Genomic DNA, 16,213 nt, shown 5'->3' with positions numbered 1-16,213 from the left:
ATGGAGGTTCGCTGCGGGCAGACCGGTCATGCTGTTTGACGGATCTCTGTTTTGTAGTGTTATGCATCGACTTCAACGGTGCGTACTTCCGATGAGAAATCCGGCCTGGAACTTGATCGTTGCAGTCACCCACAATCACATTGCTATTAATTGACGTCAACTAATGGGCGGCATAATAGCACCGAACATACCGTTGGTCGCGTCGTGATATATGTCCATGTAGTCAGGAAACAAGGCGTTTTGGACGGTAGTTCCACAATGCAAAAGTGTGGGGGCTATCGTCAGCAAGATACCCTTGGTCACAGGGGTTTGGCCCCGTTAGCGCCAGGTAAAACCCTGGTCAGGCGAGGAGGGGAAGTGAGACAAAAAGTTTGAAGGTGTCGTAAATGGATATGTAATGTTCAATTACGACCTGAGCATGCCCAAGTAATTAGCAGTCATGACCTAAATGATGGAGCGCGGCTAAATTCATTGAAATTAAGCCTGGCGCTCCATGTAGGAGACGAGCGTGAACGGCCGGGAATTAACCGGAGGCTGGAAATGCCGTTGCCCGACCTGGAAGGCGAAGGCTTCGATCAGGGTTGTCTGTTCGCTTTCGTCGAGACTGAGCTGGCCGGTCTTCTGATCGATCAGCTCCAGTTGCCAGGCGATCAACGTCAGGCAGTCCTTGAGCGCGCCCAACGCTTCGTCGTGCAGGTCCATGTGATGCTGCGCATGATTGAGCAAACCATGGATGTGCAATGAAAACTCTGAAACGGCTGCCAGCGCGAGGGCATCCGCCTTGCTGGCGAGCTTGAGAAGGGTACTGAGCATGCAGTCGATGGCGTCCTTGTCATTGCTGATCAGTTGCAAGTGACTGAGGCATTCCTCGGTTTTGGCCAGCAGTGTTTCGGCTTCGACGAGAAACTCAGGGACCCGCTTCGCCCACTCTGTGCGATTGTTCGGCATGCTTATCTCCACAACGTCATGTTAAGTGAGGGGATGTCGTGTGTGTCGACGAGGACGACAGTCGTCCCGACGTAACCGGTTCGTCGTGAGATCGCGCTCTGGCCGGCTGGAGTGCAGGCTGGGTAAGTCAAAAGGGTGACTGGCCACGTACTTGCGATCGCACACAAAAGCCTGACTCCATTCATGCAATGAGAATGGCGTCACATTAATGGCTATTGGATATCGCGAATATCAGGTTGCACCTGATTGTTGCTAGGGGAATCCCTTACGCAACGGAACCTCACGCGCAAACGATTGTCGCGGCGCAGGAATATAGCAGATGAAATTACAGCGCCAGTAAAGCATGATGTTAATGTGACATCAATGGTAGAGCGCGGCATTTTACAGGGGGTCAAGGTCCGGCAAGAACAGCCGATAACCCTCTATTAGTGAATTCATCAGTACAAGCCCAGGAGTGATTGATGGCCGGCATTCTCGATACGGTAGACCAACGTACGCAATTGGTGGGTGAGAATCGCCTGGAAATTTTGATGTTCCGGCTTGCCGGGCGGCAGTTGTTCGCCATCAACGTGTTCAAAGTGCAGGAAGTCCTGCAACTGCCGAAGCTGACCTTGATGCCCCAGCGTCATCCGTTTGTGTGCGGTGTGGTCAATTTGCGAGGTCAGACGCTGCCGGTGATCGACCTGTCCCAGGCGATCGGCATGCGGCCGCTGGTGCCGGGCCCGGGCAGCACGATCATCGTCACTGAGTACAACCGCTCGGTGCAGGCCTTCCTGGTCGGTGGCGTGGATCGCATCGTCAACATGAACTGGGAAGCAATTCTGCCGCCGCCGACCAGCGCTGGTCGCCAGCACTACCTGACGGCCATCAGCAAGGTCGACGATCAATTGGTGGAAATCATCGACGTCGAAAAAGTCCTGGCCGAAATCGTCCCGTACAACGCCAAGGTGTCCCGCGACAAACTTGAAGATCCGGTGCTGGAACGCGCCCGTGGTCGTGAAGTGCTGTTGGTGGATGACTCCAATGTGGCGCTGGCACAACTGCGCGATACGTTGGGGCAGTTGGGCGTGAAAATGCACATCGCCAGTGACGGTTTGAAGGCGCTGAACATGCTCAAGGCCTGGGCCGATAGCGGTGTGAACATGACCGACAAGCTGCTGATGGTCTTCACCGATGCCGAAATGCCGGAAATGGACGGCTATCGCCTGACCACCGAAATCCGCAACGATCCTCGCTTGCGCGGCCTGTATGTGGTGCTGCACACGTCGCTGTCCGGCAGCTTCAACGACTCGATGGTCAAGAAGGTCGGTTGCGACAACTTCCTCTCCAAATTCCAGCCGGACAAGCTCGTCGATGTGGTGCGCCAGCGCCTGATGCTCGACGCCGTGCCGGCGTGATCATGACCCACCTGCAGGGGCCGGTTTGCCAGCGCGATCTCACCGATCGCATCGCCAGCAAGCCGGCTCCTGCAAGAACTGCGCGTGCTTCAGTCTTCAGCCTTTGATTCAGCGCTCAAGCTCGTATAGGGTGGCGTTTTTGGCCCACCAGGGAGCTGGCTATGCTGCGTCTGAGCGCGCTTTATCGTTATCCGTTGAAATCCGGCAAGGGCGAGATCTTGCAACAGATCAGCCTCGACAAGCTCGGGCTGGACGGGGATCGACGCTGGATGCTGGTGGACGAGGGTAGCGGGCGTTTCCTGACCCAGCGAGCGGTAGCAAAAATGAGTCAGCTGTCGGCGCTGTGGAATGCCGAGGGCGGCTTGACCCTTCAGGCTCCTGGCCTCGCTGCTATCGATATCGCCTTGCCTGGCAGCGACGCCGAACTGCGCGGTGTAACCATCTGGCGCGATACTTTGCGCGTGCCCGATGCCGGTGATGCGGCGGGTGCCTGGGTCAGCGAGTTCATCGGCAAGCCGACGCGCCTGGTGCAAGTGCCGCTCGATCGTGCGCGTACGACTCAGGCCGGTTATGGCAAGGACGATGATCAGGTGGCGTTCGCGGACGGTTTTCCGTTGTTGTTGATCGGGCAGGCATCCCTGGAAGATCTGTCGGAGAGAGTCGGGCGGCCCATGGAAATGTTGAGATTTCGGCCGAACCTGGTGATCGAAGGCAGTGATGCGTTTGCCGAGGATGACTGGAAGCGCGTTCGCATTGGTGATGTCGAGTTCCGCGTGGTCAAGCCGTGCTCACGGTGCATTCTGACCACCATCGACCCACAGACCGGCGAACGCAGCGCGGATCGTGAACCGTTCGCTACCCTGCAAGCCTATCGATCCAAAGCGGATGGCGCGATGTTCGGGCAAAATCTGGTCAACGACAGTAACGGCCGGCTGGAAGTCGGCATGCCGGTGACTATCCTTGAATGAAAGCCGCTGAATGAAAAAATGCCCGTGTCCTTGGACACGGGCATTTTTTTGCTTTGTGAAACCCAGGGTTTTAGCCGCGGTATTCGCACAGATAAGCGGTATCGACAGATACTTTCAGTTTGAATTTGCTGTTGGCAGGCACGTTGAACTGGCTGCCGGCGGCGAAGGTTTCCCATTCTTCGCTGCCGGGTAGCTGGACGGTCAGGGCGCCGGATACCACGTGCATGATTTCACGCTGGGAAGTGCCGAATTCGTAGTCGCCTGGAGCCATGACGCCGATGGTCGCCGGACCTTCAGCGGTGCCGAAGGCGATCGACTTGACGGTGCCGTCGTAGTACTCATTGACTTTAAACATGGCGATTCCTCGAAAAGGGCTAAAAATGGCCGGCCAGTATGCACAAGGCCTTTGTTGGCGTCACCTGTCTAAAGCGGCAGAACCAGGGGTAACAATCGTGCGGTATTGCGCGCGTCTTCCAGTGCCCGGTGCTGCTGGCCGGTAAACTGCAGACCGGCCAGTTGCAGGGCGCCATTGAGCCCCAGCGGGCGTTCCAGCCGTCGGGCCTTGGCAAAGCGTTGCTTGAGGTTCATGTGCTGTACACGACTCAAGACGCTGTCGAGTTGCAGGCGCTGCCACTCCTGCAACAGTTGCTTGCGGTCGTAATCACCCCAACTGGCCCAGCCTTCAAGGCGGCTGTGATGTTGGGCGAGCCAGCGCTCGAACAATGGCCAGACCTCGCCCAAAGGTTGCGCGCTATCGATGTTGGCCTGGGTGATATGCGTCAGGTCTCGGCAAAATGGGGTCAGCAACGGTCGCCGCAACGGGCGGACGAACCGCTGGAAGTGATCCAGTTCCCGTCCCTTGCGATCGACCAGGGTGGCACCGATTTCGATGATTTCCATCTCTGTTACTGGCCAACCACCCTCGTCGGTGGTGGCTTCCAGATCAATGACCAGCCAATGAGGCATCGCAGGGTTCCTGGTATCCGCGTCCTGATAGGTTTTGAGCGTAGCCAAACCCGACGGATCCGCCTAGCGGCTTATTCGACCTCCAGCAGAATCTGCCGATTTTTTACCTGATCACCGACCCGCACCTGCAAGCGCTTGAGCACGCCGTCGATACCGGATTTAAGCGGATGCTCCATCTTCATGGCCTCCAGCACCACCAGCAGCTGGCCTTTGCTGACGGTGCTGCCCTCGCTGACCAGCACGTCGACAATCGCGCCGTCCATCGGCGCCTTGAGCGTGCCTGAGCTGACGTTGGCCTGGCTGCTGACCAAGGCCTGGGTTCGGTCCTGCAGTGTCAGGCTGCCCGGTCGGGTAAACAGGCACAGGTGTCCACCCTCGAGTCGATAGGCATGGCGTTGGCGGATTCCGTTGATTTCCAGGGTGGCCCAGTGTCCGTCGCTGTGGATGACTTTCACTTCAAGCGTGCGGTGGGCGACTTCAATCCGGAACGCCTCGCCCGGTACCGCGTTCACGACCACCGACCACTCCTGATCTTCCAGGCCTAGACGATAGTGCAGCCGCACACTTGCGTTATTGCGCCATCCGGACAATGGGGCACGATGCGTCTGGGCCGAGGCCTGATAGAGCAGGGTCGCGGCAATCGCCAATTGCTCGTGAGTAGGCGCATAAGGTTGCAAACAATGATGTTCGGCAAATTCCTGGGCGATCAGGCCGGTGCTGAATGCTCCACGAATGAATGCCGGGTGTTGCAACAGGCTGGCGAGCAGGCGCTGGTTGCTTTGCACGCCCAGCAGCACGCTGTCCTGCACCGCCCGCAGCAGTTTGCGCCGGGCTTCTTCGCGGGTAGCACCATGGGCGATGATCTTGCCCAGCATCGGGTCATAGAACGGGCTGATGCGCTGACCTTCGATCAGGCCGTGGTCGAATCGCACGCCGTCCTGCAAACCGGGTTCCCAGCCGGCAATGCGTCCGGTTTGCGGGAGGAAACCCTGGGCCGGGTCTTCAGCATATAAACGCACCTCCATGGCGTGGCCGGTGAGCTGCACTTGCTCCTGACGCAATGGCAGCGGTTGTCCATCGGCAATGTTCAACTGCCAGGCCACCAGATCGAGCCCGGTGATCAGCTCCGTCACCGGATGCTCCACTTGCAGGCGCGTGTTCATTTCCAGAAAGTAAAACTGCCCACGTGCATCGAGCAGAAACTCCACCGTGCCGGCACCGACGTAGTTCACTGCACGCCCGGCCTTGAGCGCCGCTTCGCCCATGGCCTGGCGCAATTCGCCGGTCATTACCGGGCAGGGGGCTTCTTCGATGACTTTCTGGTGCCGACGCTGGATCGAGCAATCGCGTTCACCGAGGTAGATCAGGTTGCCATGTTGGTCGCCGAACAGCTGAACCTCAACATGCCGTGGCTCGATCAACGCCTGTTCAAGAATCAGTTCACCGCTGCCAAACCCGTTCAACGCTTCAGAGCGCGCCGTGCGAATCTGCTCAAGCAAAGCCCCGGCGTCTTGCACCAGGCGCATGCCGCGCCCGCCACCGCCGGCGCTGGCCTTGATCATCAACGGATAGCCGATGCGTTCGGCTTCGCGGTTCAGAGTCGCGTCATCCTGTTCGGCGCCTTGATAACCCTGGATGCAGGGCACACCCGCTTCAATCATGGCGATTTTCGACAGGCGTTTGCTGCCCATCAGTTCGATGGCTTCAGGACTGGGACCAATAAAGGTGATACCGGCCTGCTGGCAGGCGCGGGCGAAGCCGGCGTTTTCCGAGAGGAAACCGTAACCGGGATGGATGGCATCGGCGCCCGTGCGCCGGGCGGCGTCGATGATCGCCGGGATGTTCAGGTAGGACTGTTGGACCGGGGCCGGGCCGATGTTGACGGCTTCGTCGGCCATTTCTACGTGCAGTGCATCGGCATCGGCATCGCTGAACACGGCGACAGTGCGATAACCCAGCGCCTGGGCCGTGCGCTGGATGCGGCAGGCGATTTCACCGCGGTTGGCGATGAGGATTTTGCTGAATCCGGGCATGTTCTGTTCCCTGGGTTTTTGCGGTGAATGTGATGGCCCCATCGCTGGCAAGCCAACTCCCACACAAAACCTTGCGGGAGCAGGCTTGCCAGCGATGCTTTTAAGAGGCCCACCCCGGTTTACGCTTCTGCACAAAGGCCATCGTCCCCTCGACGCCTTCAGTCCCGGTCACCGCGTCGCTGAACCACTCGGCGGCTTGGTCGAGTAGCGCATCCGAAGGTTGCCCGGCGCTGGCCAGCAACAGTTTTTTGGTCGCCGCATTTGCTTCGGGGGCGCAGCAAAGTACATGGGCCAACACCTCATCGAGACGCTCGGCCAGGGCTTGCGGGTCATGTTCGACAAAGTGCACCAGGCCCATTCGCCGCGCCTGGTTGCCATCGAAGCGCGCCGCCGTCAGCGCCAGTCGCCGGGCTTGGGTCAGGCCGATGCGCTGGACCACGAAGGGCGCGATTTGCGCCGGCAGCAGGCCGAGGCTGGTTTCCGGCAGGCCGAATTGCGCCGAATGATCGGCCATGGCGATATCGCTGACACAGGCCAGGCCCAGGCCTCCGCCAAGCACGGCACCTTGCAGCACGGTGATGACCACTTGCGGTGCGTGTTGCACCTCTTGCAGCGCACCGAACACCCGGTTCAAATCGCGGTGCGCGCTGGTGCCTTGGGCGCGGGCGTTGGCCATGTCCTTGATGTCGCCACCCGCGCAAAAATGCCCACCGGCACCGCCGATGACCAACGCCCGAATAGCGCGGTCATCGTGAATCGCCGCCAGTACTGCGCGCAGTTCGCTCACCATCTGCAAGCTCATGGCATTGCGGCTGTCCGGGCGATTGAGGGTGATGTGCAGCACGCCGTTGTGCAGTTCCAACAGCAGCGTCTGGCAATCGGGTAGCGTGCTCATTTCTTTTTCCCCGGCAGGATGCCCATCAATTTGCAGATGATCCCCAGCATGATTTCGTCGGCACCGCCGCCAATCGACACCAGCCGCACGTCGCGGTAGGCGCGGGCCACCGGGTTGTCCCACATGAAACCCATGCCGCCCCAGTATTGCAGGCAACTGTCGCTGACTTCGCGGCCCAGTCGACCGGCCTTGAGTTTGGCCATGGACGCCAGGCGCGTGACGTCCTGGCCTTTGATGTATTGCTCGGTGGCCTGATAAACCAGCGCCCGCAGGCATTCGATTTCGGTTTGCAGTTCGGCCAGGCGGAAGTGGATTACCTGATTGTCGATCAGCGCGTTACCGAAGGTTTTACGCTCCTTGCAATACTCGATGGTGCTGTCGACACAGTACTCCAGGCCCTTGATCATATTGGCCGCGCCGAACAGGCGTTCCTCCTGGAACTGCAGCATCTGCATCATGAACCCCGCGCCTTCGTGGCCGATGCGGTTGCGCTGCGGCACGCGCACGTTGTCGAAAAACACCTGTGCGGTTTCCGAACTGCGCATACCGAGTTTGTCCAGGTGCGAGCTGAGGCTGATGCCCGGCGTGTTCATCGGCACCATGATCAATGATTTGTTGATGTGCGGTTTGTCGTCCGACGTGTTGGCCAGAAGGCAGATGAAATCGGCGCTCGGCGAGTTGGTGATCCACATCTTGCTGCCGTTGATCACGTAGTCGTCGCCATCCTTACGGGCAGTGGTTTTCAACCCGGCCACATCGGAACCGGCGCCGACTTCGGAGACGCCAATGCAGCCGACCTGCTCGCCGCTGATGGCCGGGCGCAGGAACTCGTCACGCAGTTCATCGGAGCCGAAGCGGGCGAGGGCCGGGGTGCACATGTCGGTCTGCACGCCGATGGACATCGGAATGCCGCCGCAATGAATGGTCCCGAACTCTTCGGCGGCGACGATCGAATAGCTGTAGTCCAGGCCCATGCCACCGAATTTTTCCGGTTTGGAAATGCCCAGCAGGCCAAGGTCGCCAGCCTTGCGGAAGATATCGTGGATCGGAAAGCGCCCGGCCTTTTCCCATTCCTCGACATGGGGGTTGATCTCGTGCTCGACGAACTGGCGGACGGTGCGGCGCAGTGCTTCGTGTTCCTGGGTGAAGATCATTTTTATTGTTCTCCTCTGATCGCCCTTAGAAGCGGGCTACACCAAAACTGTTGGCTTGCAGCGGCCGCACTTCGGCCTCCTGACAGATATCCAGCAAGTAACCGAGCAAGGTCCGGGTATCGCGCGGGTCGATCAAACCGTCGTCCCACAGGTTGGCGCTGCCGTAGAGTGCCGTGGACTGGCTGTCGAGCTTCTGCGCGGTGACCTGTTCAAGCATGTCGAGCATTTTCGGATCAGGCACCAGCCCGTCCTTGGCCTGTTTGGCTTCGGTGACGATGCGCAACACTTTGCCCGCCTGCGCGCCGCCCATCACCGCGGTGCGGCTGTTGGGCCAGGCAAAGATGAAACGCGGGTCCAGGCCGCGACCGCACATCGCATAGTTGCCAGCGCCGTAGGACCCGCCGACAACGATAGTCAGTTTCGGCACACGGGCATTGGCCACGGCCTGAATCATCTTGGCGCCGTGCTTGATCACACCTTGCTGCTCCGATTCGGTGCCGACCATGAACCCGGTGGTGTTATGGAAAAACAGCAACGGCGTCTGGCTCTGGTCGCACAGCTGAATGAACTGCGCTGCCTTGCTTGCACCCTTGGGCGTGATCGGGCCGTTGTTACCAATGAAGCCGCAGGCGCGGCCCTGGATTTTCAGTTGCCCGCAGACGGTTTGCTGATCGAACTCGGCCTTGAATTCGAGGAAGTTCGAACCGTCGGCGATGCGCGCGATGATTTCGCGTACGTCGTAAGGTTTTTTCGGATCATCCGGAATGAGCCCCAGCAGTTCGTCGACGGGGTAGAGCGGTTCTTCCCAGCGCAGTTCGGGTAACCATTGCAGTTGTTCGTTCCAGGGCAGCATGCCGACGATTTCGCGCACCTGACGCACGCCATCGGCATCGTTTTCCGCCAGGTATTCGGCGGTGCCAGCTGTTTGTGCGTGCATCTCGGCGCCACCCAGTTCTTCATCCGTGGCGACTTCCCCGGTCGCCGCTTTCAACAGCGGCGGCCCGGCGAGAAACAACTTGGCCTTGCCGCGTACCACCACCACGTAGTCCGACAGCCCGGGCTGATAGGCGCCACCCGCGGTGGCTGAACCGTGCACCACGGTGATCTGCGGCAGGCCCATGGCCGACATCCGCGCCTGGTTGGCGAAGCTGCGCGCGCCCTCGACGAAAATCTCCGCCGCATAGTTGAGATTGGCGCCGCCGCTTTCGGCGAGGGTGATCACCGGCAGTTTGTTTTCCATGGCGATCTGTTGCAGGCGTAGGGATTTTTTCAAGCCGCTGGGGGAAATGGTCCCGCCCTTGATGGCGCTGTTGTTCGCCACCACCAGCACCCGCACCCCGGACACGTAACCGATGCCGGCGATCAAGCCGCCGCCGGCCGAACTGCCGTCCTTGTCATCGTGCAGTTTATAGCCGGCCAGGCTCGCCAGTTCGAGGAACGGCGCACCCGGGTCGAGCAGCAGATTGAGGCGTTCGCGGGGCAACAGCTGGCCGCGTTTATCGAACTTGGCTTTGGCTTCGGCAGCCTTGTCCAGCAGGTTTTGTTCGAGGGTGCGGACCTGTTCGACAGCGCTGAGCATCGCCGCACGGTTGCAGGCGAACTGTTCGCTGTTGGCATCGAGTTGCGACTGGATCACCGGCATGGGTTATTCCTTGTCCTTGAGGACGTCAGGAAGGTAGGCGCGGTGGAAGCCGTTATACGATTGGCTGTTGGTCGCCTTGTGAATCGGCCATGCCCGTCCGCCAAGGCTGGCGGCACCGTCGATACGCAAAGTGCTGCCGCTGATGAACGCAGCGGCCGGGCTCAGCAGGAATACGATGGCGGCGCTGACTTCCGATTCAGTACCGATACGCTTGAGCGGCACGTGTTCGCGCAAGGTTGGAATGACTGCCTTGAACGCACCTTCGTAGGTGTCCATGCCGCTGGAGGCAATCCAGCCCGGCGCCACGGCGTTGACCCGTACGCCGGCATAACCCCACTCGAACGCCGACGTCTTGGTCAGGTTGTCCATGCCTGAGCGCGCCGCTCCCGAATGCCCCATGCCCGGCATGCCGCCCCACATGTCGGCGAGCATGTTGACGATGGCACCGCCGTGTTGACTCATGGACTGGTTGAACACTTCCCGGGCCATCAGGAAACCGCCCACCAGGTTGGTGCGCATCACGGTTTCGAAACCCTTTTGATTGATCGAGGCCAGCGGAGACGGATATTGCCCACCGGCATTGTTGACCAGACCGTGAATCGGGCCGTGTTGACGGATCAGTTCGCTGACCAGGTGCGTTACCGCTTCTTCGTCGCGAATATCGCAGGTGCTCCAGTCAGCCTTGCCGCCATCCTCCACAATTTCGGTGGCGACGGCTTTCAGCTTGTCGGCCTTGCGCCCGACCAGAATCACATGGGCGCCGAGGGCCGCCAGTTCGTGCGCAGTGCAGCGGCCGATGCCACTGCCGCCGCCGGTGACGATGATGTTTTGGCCGGCAAACAGATCAGTTCTGAATATCGAATCGTAGGCCATGGCGGCAGTCCTCTATTTGACCTGGTCGGCGATGCGCTGCGGCACCGGAATCTGGATTTCCAGCAACTGCTGGGCGAAGGCCTTGCCTTGTGGATCGATCCGCAGGCTGGCGATGCCACCGCCGCCGAGGGCGTTTTCCAGCAGGAAATTCAGGCTCTGGCTGGCAGGCAAATACCATCGCTCGACGCGCCCGTGCACCGGGTCGAGGACGTGGCTCATCCAGTCGACGATCACCTCGGGGGTCAACGCCTCGGCGATCCACGGCAGGTACTCTGGATCGCGGGCCATGACGCCGATATTGCTGTGATTGCCCTTGTCGCCCGAACGCGCCACCGCGAGTTTGACCAGCGCCACGCTGGCATCGGCCAGCCCCGTGGGCTTCGGAGGTTCCAGCGGTGCCGGCAAGTCCGCACTGTCGAGGACATCGAGGGCGGGCAGGGCGCACGGGTGGCGCTGGCCTATGAAATCAATCTCCAGTGAACAGGTGCTTTTGTCGATCAGGAACGAGAACAGCCGGATCAACGGATAGACCGTCGGCCGTCCGCCGACAATTCCGGTCAGCCCCGGCGCCATGCCCGTGGCGGCCTGGGCGATTTCCCGGGAGAACACGATCAACGCCTGTTTGTTCGGGTGACGCACGGCAAGCTTGATCACCACTTCGCGGCTGTCGTGCCGTTGCCCATGGGGACCGTAGGTGGCCTCGCTGCCGAGCAGTTCGATGTTCACGTCGCTGTAGGGTGGCCAGCCGCGCTGGGTGAATATTTCCGAGGTCTTGTTGATGATCGCTTCACTGACGCGCCGGGCCTTGTCCACCGCATCGATGCCGGCCATCAGGCAACTGGCGGTGCATCGGAACCCATCCGGGTAGGTGGCACTGACCTTATATTGATCCGTTGGCGGCAGGCCTTTCGCGCCGTGCACCTGCACGGCATTCTTGCCTTGCTGATGCAGTTTGACCTGAGTGAAATCGCAGACCACATCGGGCAGCCGATAGGCCCTTGGATCGCCGATTTCATAGAGCATCTGCTCACCCACCGTCAGCGGTGTGACCAGGCCACCGGAGCCTGCGGGTTTGCTGACGACGAACTGGCCGTCGGCGCTGACTTCGACGATGGGGAAACCGATGTGTTCATAGTCGGGTACATCGCGCCAATCGGTGAAGTTGCCGCCAGTGCACTGGGCGCCGCATTCGATGATGTGCCCGGCCAGTGCCGCCTGGGCCAGTTTGTCGTAGTCGTGCCACGACCAGCCGAACTCATGCACCAGCGCGGCGCTGACCACCGCGCTGTCGACCACGCGTCCGGTGATCACGATGTCCGCTCCCAGCCGCAAAGCCTCGACGATGCCCGGTGCGCCGAGATAGGCGTTGGACGAGACGCACATCGGTGGCAGCGGCGCGCCGCTGAACATTTCATGGATGCCCAGGGTGCTCAATTGTTTGAATTGCGGTTGCAGGTCATCGCCCAGCAGCACGGCGATCTTCAAGGAAACGCCGGCCTTGTCGCAGGCTGCTTGCAGGGCGGCGCCACAGGCTTGCGGGTTGACCCCGCCGGCATTGCTGATGACCCGGATGCTGTGATCGGCGAGTTGCGGGAGCAGGGGGCCGAGTACTTCGATGAAGTCGCTGGCATAACCGGCCGCGGGGTCTTTCATGCGTGCGCCAGCCATGATCGACAGGGTGATTTCGGCCAGATAGTCGAAAACCAGATAGTCCAGGCAACCGCTTTCCACCAGTTGCGCGGCGGCAGTCGAGGTATCGCCCCAGAAGGCGCTGGCGCACCCAATGCGAATTGTTCTTGGTGCAGTCAAATCCATAACCACCTCCAACAGAGTGCATCGAGACTACCAAGCAAGCGCTTGGTTTGTAAATGACAGAAATATCTTCTGCCCGAGCGCTTGCTTGGTTCGGGCCGTCAGCTTAAATTGCCCGCGCAACCCCGCTGTTTTAGCGGTGATCACGACTGTAGGAGAGATCGGGTGGATGAGCAAAAAGCCCTGGGGGTCATGCGCGAACTGGTCGACAGCGGCCAGTTGACCGATCCGGACAGTGCCCGTGGCAAGTTGCTGCAAGTGGCAGCTCACCTGTTTCGCAATAAAGGCTACGAGCGCACCACCGTGCGCGACCTGGCCGGTGCCGTGGGCATTCAGTCGGGCAGCATTTTTCATCACTTCAAGAGCAAGGATGAAATCCTGCGCGCGGTGATGGAGGAGACCATTCGCTACAACACCGCGTTGATGCGTGCGGCCATTGCCGAAGCGGGCAGTGTGCGCGAGCGCGTACTGGCGCTGATCCGTTGCGAATTGCAGTCGATCATGGGTGGCAGTGGCGAAGCCATGGCGGTGCTGGTCTATGAGTGGCGGTCGTTGTCCGAGGACGGCCAGGCCCAGGTGCTGGCGCTGCGGGACATTTATGAAGACATCTGGCTGCAGGTGTTGGGTGAAGCCAAAAGCGCCGGTTTTATCCGGGGCGATGTGTTCATCACGCGACGCTTTCTGACCGGGGCGCTGTCCTGGACCACTACCTGGTTTCGTGCCGGTGGCAGCATGGGCCTGGATCAACTGGCCGACGAGGCACTGATTCTGGTACTGGAGGAGAAGTGATCGGCTGGATTGGTTGGCAGGAAACTGGCTAACTGGGCGAAACCGCCTAGCTTGAATGCATTGATGCAGTACTTTGGGGAGTGGCTTGTCTTGATGTCTTCGCCAATTCGGACGGCTTCGCGGCTTTTGCTGGCGACGCTCGTGGCGTTATGGTTGCTACCGTCCCAGGCTGCGCAACTGGTGCGAATCGGTGCCGCGCACTTTCCGCCGTACACCGTACGCCCGGAATCCGGTGCCGACACCGGCTTGCTGCCGCAACTGGTCGAGGCGCTGAACACCCTGCAAAGCGACTATCAGTTCGTGCTGGTGCCGACGTCCATTCCTCGACGCTTTGGTGACTTCAAGCAGGGGCGGATCGACATGGCGATCTTCGAAAACCCCGACTGGGGCTGGAAAGACATTCCCCACATGGATGTCGACATGGGCCTGGAAGACGCCGAGATTTTCGTCGCACAACGCCAACCCGAGGGCCGTGCGGTTCGCCAGCAAGACTATTTTGCAAACCTGACTGACAAGCGTCTGGCGCTGTTCAGCGGCTACCACTATGAATTCGCCAACTTCAATGCCGAGGCCCGATACCTCGCCAAAAACTACAACGCCACGCTGACCTATTCCCACGACAGCAACCTGTTGATGGTGTTGCGCGGCCGGGCCGACATCGCGCTGGTCACGCGCTCCTACCTCAACGACTATTTTTTGCGCAATCTGAATGTGGCCAATGAGTTGCTGGTGTCCGATCGCATCGATCAGATCTATCACCATTACGCCATCCTGCGGCCGGCGGCGCCGATCAGTGGCGAAGCGTTCGGCAAGCTGCTGCAAGGCTTGCGGGACAATGGCCAGATGCTGAAGATTTTCGAGCCTTACAAGATTGCGGTGGTGCCTGTCCCGGGCAGCTGAGATCGTCTCTTCAGATCAGCTAATGACCGGATTTTCTTAAATTTCCCGCTGCGGCTGACGTCACATGGTTGAACTGTCGACGATCGTGAGCCCGACCCATGTCCAATCTGAATGACCTGACTGCCCTGGCGTTACCCTCAGGCAGTCGTCTTGAAGCCGATGAAACCGAAAACCGCCTGAGCCTCAGCCTTGACGGCCAATCGCTGGTCCAGCTGCGGCTCAGTCGCGACCCCGAGTTGAAGGTGCAACGAGAGGAAGGCGGTCACCTCGACACCTCGGCTGTGTGGGCTGCCTGTTACTGGCTGTTCGCCCGTGATCCGGCCTGCCAGCGCCTGATCTGGCAACTCGATGAAGCTCCGACCGAGGCTCTGCTCAGCGGTTTGTTGATCCCCACGCAAACGGCCAGTCAGTTCCGCTGCGAGCGCACGCTATTCTGGCAGTTGCCGCAGCCGTGGCTTGTGCAGTCGTTGACCAACAGCTATCCCCAGCAAATGATCATCAGTGGCGGCAAGCGCCATCCCTTGCGGCCGCCCCAGCCACGCGGCGAGATTTACCGGCGTTTCGATGCGCGACTGGGGATGTGGATTTCCCTGCGCACGGTGGACATTGATGCCGATCTGGCGCGTTTCAATCGGTGGCAGAACAGCGCGCGCGTCGCGAGTTTCTGGCAGGAGGAGGGCAGCCTCGAACAGCATCGCGAGTACCTGGGCAAACTCGAAGCCGACCCCCATACCCTGACGCTGATCGGTTGTTTCGACGATCAACCGTTTGCCTATTTCGAAGCCTACTGGGCCAAGGAAGATCGCATCGCACCGTTCTACGATGCCGGCGATTATGACCGTGGCATTCACATGCTGGTGGGCGAGGAACATCACCGTGGCCCGCACAAGGTCGCGAGCTGGTTATCGGCGTTGGTGCATTACCTGTTTCTTGATGAGCCGCGCACTCAGCGGGTGGTTGCCGAGCCTCGCGCCGACAACGCCAAGATGATCGGGTACATGCAGGATCAACGGTTTTTCCGCGAGAAAGAGTTCGACTTCCCGCACAAGCGTGCTGCTTTGATGGCGCTGGGGCGTGAGCGGTTTTTTGATCGGTGCGGGTTGGTGTGACGGCAAGGCTCAAGGTCGGTATGGGGCTTGAGTCCGTCATCGCGAGCAGGCAGCTAGCCTGCTAGCGATTAGTGGCGACGCAAACTTCAGTTCTTAACGACGAGCAATGCTGTCCGCCCGAGTGCCCGACACCTTGCGGCAGTGCACCAGCGCATCGCGAATCATGAAGTTCACCAGGGTCGGCGAGACGCCGAGTTCCTTGGCGATGTCCTTCTGCGGCACACCGTGCAAGCGATACATCTCGAAGGCGTAACGGGTGCGGCTTGGCAGCTCTGTCAGCGCATCGGCGATGTTTTCCAGGGTCGAGAAATTGATGTGCGACGTTTCCGGCGAAGCTCCCTGGATGACCACGTTCAGGCCTTCCTCTTCAGGTCCGGAATACTTCTGCTCCAGTGCCTGCTTGCGGTAGTGATCAATCGCCAGGTTGCGCACGATCTGGAACAGATAGCTGAGCTGAGCCTTGAACGAGGACGTGATTTGCGGCGCGGATTGCAGCCGGAAAAACGCGTCCTGCACCACGTCTTCAGCGCGAGATCGGCAGCCGGTGATGCGGGCTGCAATCTTGACCAGAATCAGTCGATTGTCGACGAATGCCTGAAGTAGCGGCGAATCGCACCTGCTTGTGGAGACTTGTTCCGTCATGGAAATCACCCTGCTGCCAAAAGGTTAGTGGGACGACGAGAAGTCCTGGGCCGCCCTACACATCGAGCGACAAATTATGTTGAAT

Annotated in this window: 15 protein-coding genes; 5 read left to right on the top strand and 10 right to left on the bottom strand. The window is 59.9% G+C overall.

Going from position 1 to position 16,213, the window contains the following annotated elements; translation table 11 throughout:
• Positions 1–477 precede the first annotated feature (477 nt).
• Entirely contained in the window at positions 478–948 is a 471-nt protein-coding gene (locus tag KHO07_RS19730; RefSeq protein ID WP_150736060.1) for a hypothetical protein, read from the bottom strand.
• A gap of 461 nt (positions 949–1,409) precedes the next feature.
• Here KHO07_RS19730 and KHO07_RS19725 point away from each other — a divergent pair, with 461 nt between their 5' ends.
• Both KHO07_RS19725 and KHO07_RS19720 read left to right on the top strand, forming a co-directional pair.
• On the top strand, positions 1,410–2,345 hold the full coding sequence (locus KHO07_RS19725; RefSeq protein ID WP_150736061.1) for a chemotaxis protein CheV: 936 nt from the start codon (positions 1,410–1,412) through the stop codon (positions 2,343–2,345).
• 161 nt (positions 2,346–2,506) lie between these two features.
• A complete protein-coding gene (locus tag KHO07_RS19720; protein ID WP_212625278.1) occupies positions 2,507–3,313 on the top strand; it encodes an MOSC domain-containing protein in 807 nt (268 codons plus the stop codon).
• A gap of 70 nt (positions 3,314–3,383) precedes the next feature.
• Here KHO07_RS19720 and KHO07_RS19715 read toward each other — a convergent pair whose 3' ends face one another.
• The 8 genes from KHO07_RS19715 to KHO07_RS19680 form a co-directional block, all read right to left on the bottom strand.
• On the bottom strand, positions 3,384–3,668 hold the full coding sequence (locus KHO07_RS19715; RefSeq protein ID WP_150736063.1) for a pyrimidine/purine nucleoside phosphorylase: 285 nt from the start codon (positions 3,666–3,668) through the stop codon (positions 3,384–3,386).
• Between the two features lie 68 nt (positions 3,669–3,736).
• Positions 3,737–4,279, bottom strand: coding sequence for an exonuclease domain-containing protein (locus KHO07_RS19710; protein ID WP_212625277.1), 543 nt, complete (start codon positions 4,277–4,279; stop codon positions 3,737–3,739).
• A 71-nt stretch (positions 4,280–4,350) separates the two neighbouring features.
• A complete protein-coding gene (locus tag KHO07_RS19705; RefSeq protein WP_212625276.1) occupies positions 4,351–6,312 on the bottom strand; it encodes an acetyl/propionyl/methylcrotonyl-CoA carboxylase subunit alpha in 1,962 nt (653 codons plus the stop codon).
• 100 nt (positions 6,313–6,412) lie between these two features.
• Positions 6,413–7,207: an enoyl-CoA hydratase-related protein gene (locus KHO07_RS19700; RefSeq protein WP_212625275.1), complete on the bottom strand. Its 795-nt coding sequence runs from the start codon at positions 7,205–7,207 to the stop codon at positions 6,413–6,415.
• On the bottom strand, positions 7,204–8,361 hold the full coding sequence (atuD, locus tag KHO07_RS19695) for a citronellyl-CoA dehydrogenase (RefSeq protein WP_150736067.1): 1,158 nt from the start codon (positions 8,359–8,361) through the stop codon (positions 7,204–7,206). Before atuD ends, KHO07_RS19700 begins: the two co-directional genes overlap by 4 nt.
• A 25-nt stretch (positions 8,362–8,386) precedes the next feature.
• Entirely contained in the window at positions 8,387–10,003 is a 1,617-nt protein-coding gene (gene atuC / locus KHO07_RS19690) for a geranyl-CoA carboxylase subunit beta (protein WP_212625274.1), read from the bottom strand.
• A 3-nt stretch (positions 10,004–10,006) separates the two neighbouring features.
• On the bottom strand, positions 10,007–10,876 hold the full coding sequence (locus KHO07_RS19685) for an SDR family oxidoreductase (protein ID WP_212625273.1): 870 nt from the start codon (positions 10,874–10,876) through the stop codon (positions 10,007–10,009).
• A gap of 12 nt (positions 10,877–10,888) precedes the next feature.
• On the bottom strand, positions 10,889–12,691 hold the full coding sequence (locus tag KHO07_RS19680; RefSeq protein ID WP_212625272.1) for an acyclic terpene utilization AtuA family protein: 1,803 nt from the start codon (positions 12,689–12,691) through the stop codon (positions 10,889–10,891).
• A 162-nt stretch (positions 12,692–12,853) separates the two neighbouring features.
• Between KHO07_RS19680 and KHO07_RS19675 the strand changes: the two genes are divergently transcribed.
• From KHO07_RS19675 to KHO07_RS19665, 3 genes are all read left to right on the top strand, one after another.
• On the top strand, positions 12,854–13,477 hold the full coding sequence (locus tag KHO07_RS19675; protein WP_150736071.1) for a TetR/AcrR family transcriptional regulator: 624 nt from the start codon (positions 12,854–12,856) through the stop codon (positions 13,475–13,477).
• A gap of 93 nt (positions 13,478–13,570) precedes the next feature.
• Positions 13,571–14,377 (top strand): ABC transporter substrate-binding protein, encoded by an 807-nt coding sequence (locus KHO07_RS19670; RefSeq protein ID WP_212625271.1) that lies wholly within the window; start codon positions 13,571–13,573, stop codon positions 14,375–14,377.
• Between the two features lie 98 nt (positions 14,378–14,475).
• Entirely contained in the window at positions 14,476–15,486 is a 1,011-nt protein-coding gene (locus KHO07_RS19665; protein ID WP_212625270.1) for a GNAT family N-acetyltransferase, read from the top strand.
• Positions 15,487–15,579: 93 nt separating this feature from the next.
• On the opposite strand, the gene KHO07_RS19660 is transcribed toward KHO07_RS19665, so the two are convergent.
• Positions 15,580–16,128 carry an RNA polymerase factor sigma-70 gene (locus KHO07_RS19660; protein WP_150736074.1) on the bottom strand — a complete coding sequence of 183 codons (549 nt, stop codon included), beginning with the start codon at positions 16,126–16,128 and terminating at the stop codon, positions 15,580–15,582.
• Positions 16,129–16,213 lie beyond the last annotated feature (85 nt).

The organism is Pseudomonas sp. PP3 (assembly GCF_905336995.1).
Classification (GTDB): domain Bacteria; phylum Pseudomonadota; class Gammaproteobacteria; order Pseudomonadales; family Pseudomonadaceae; genus Aquipseudomonas; species Aquipseudomonas reinekei.
This window is presented reverse-complemented; position numbering and strand designations above follow the sequence as displayed.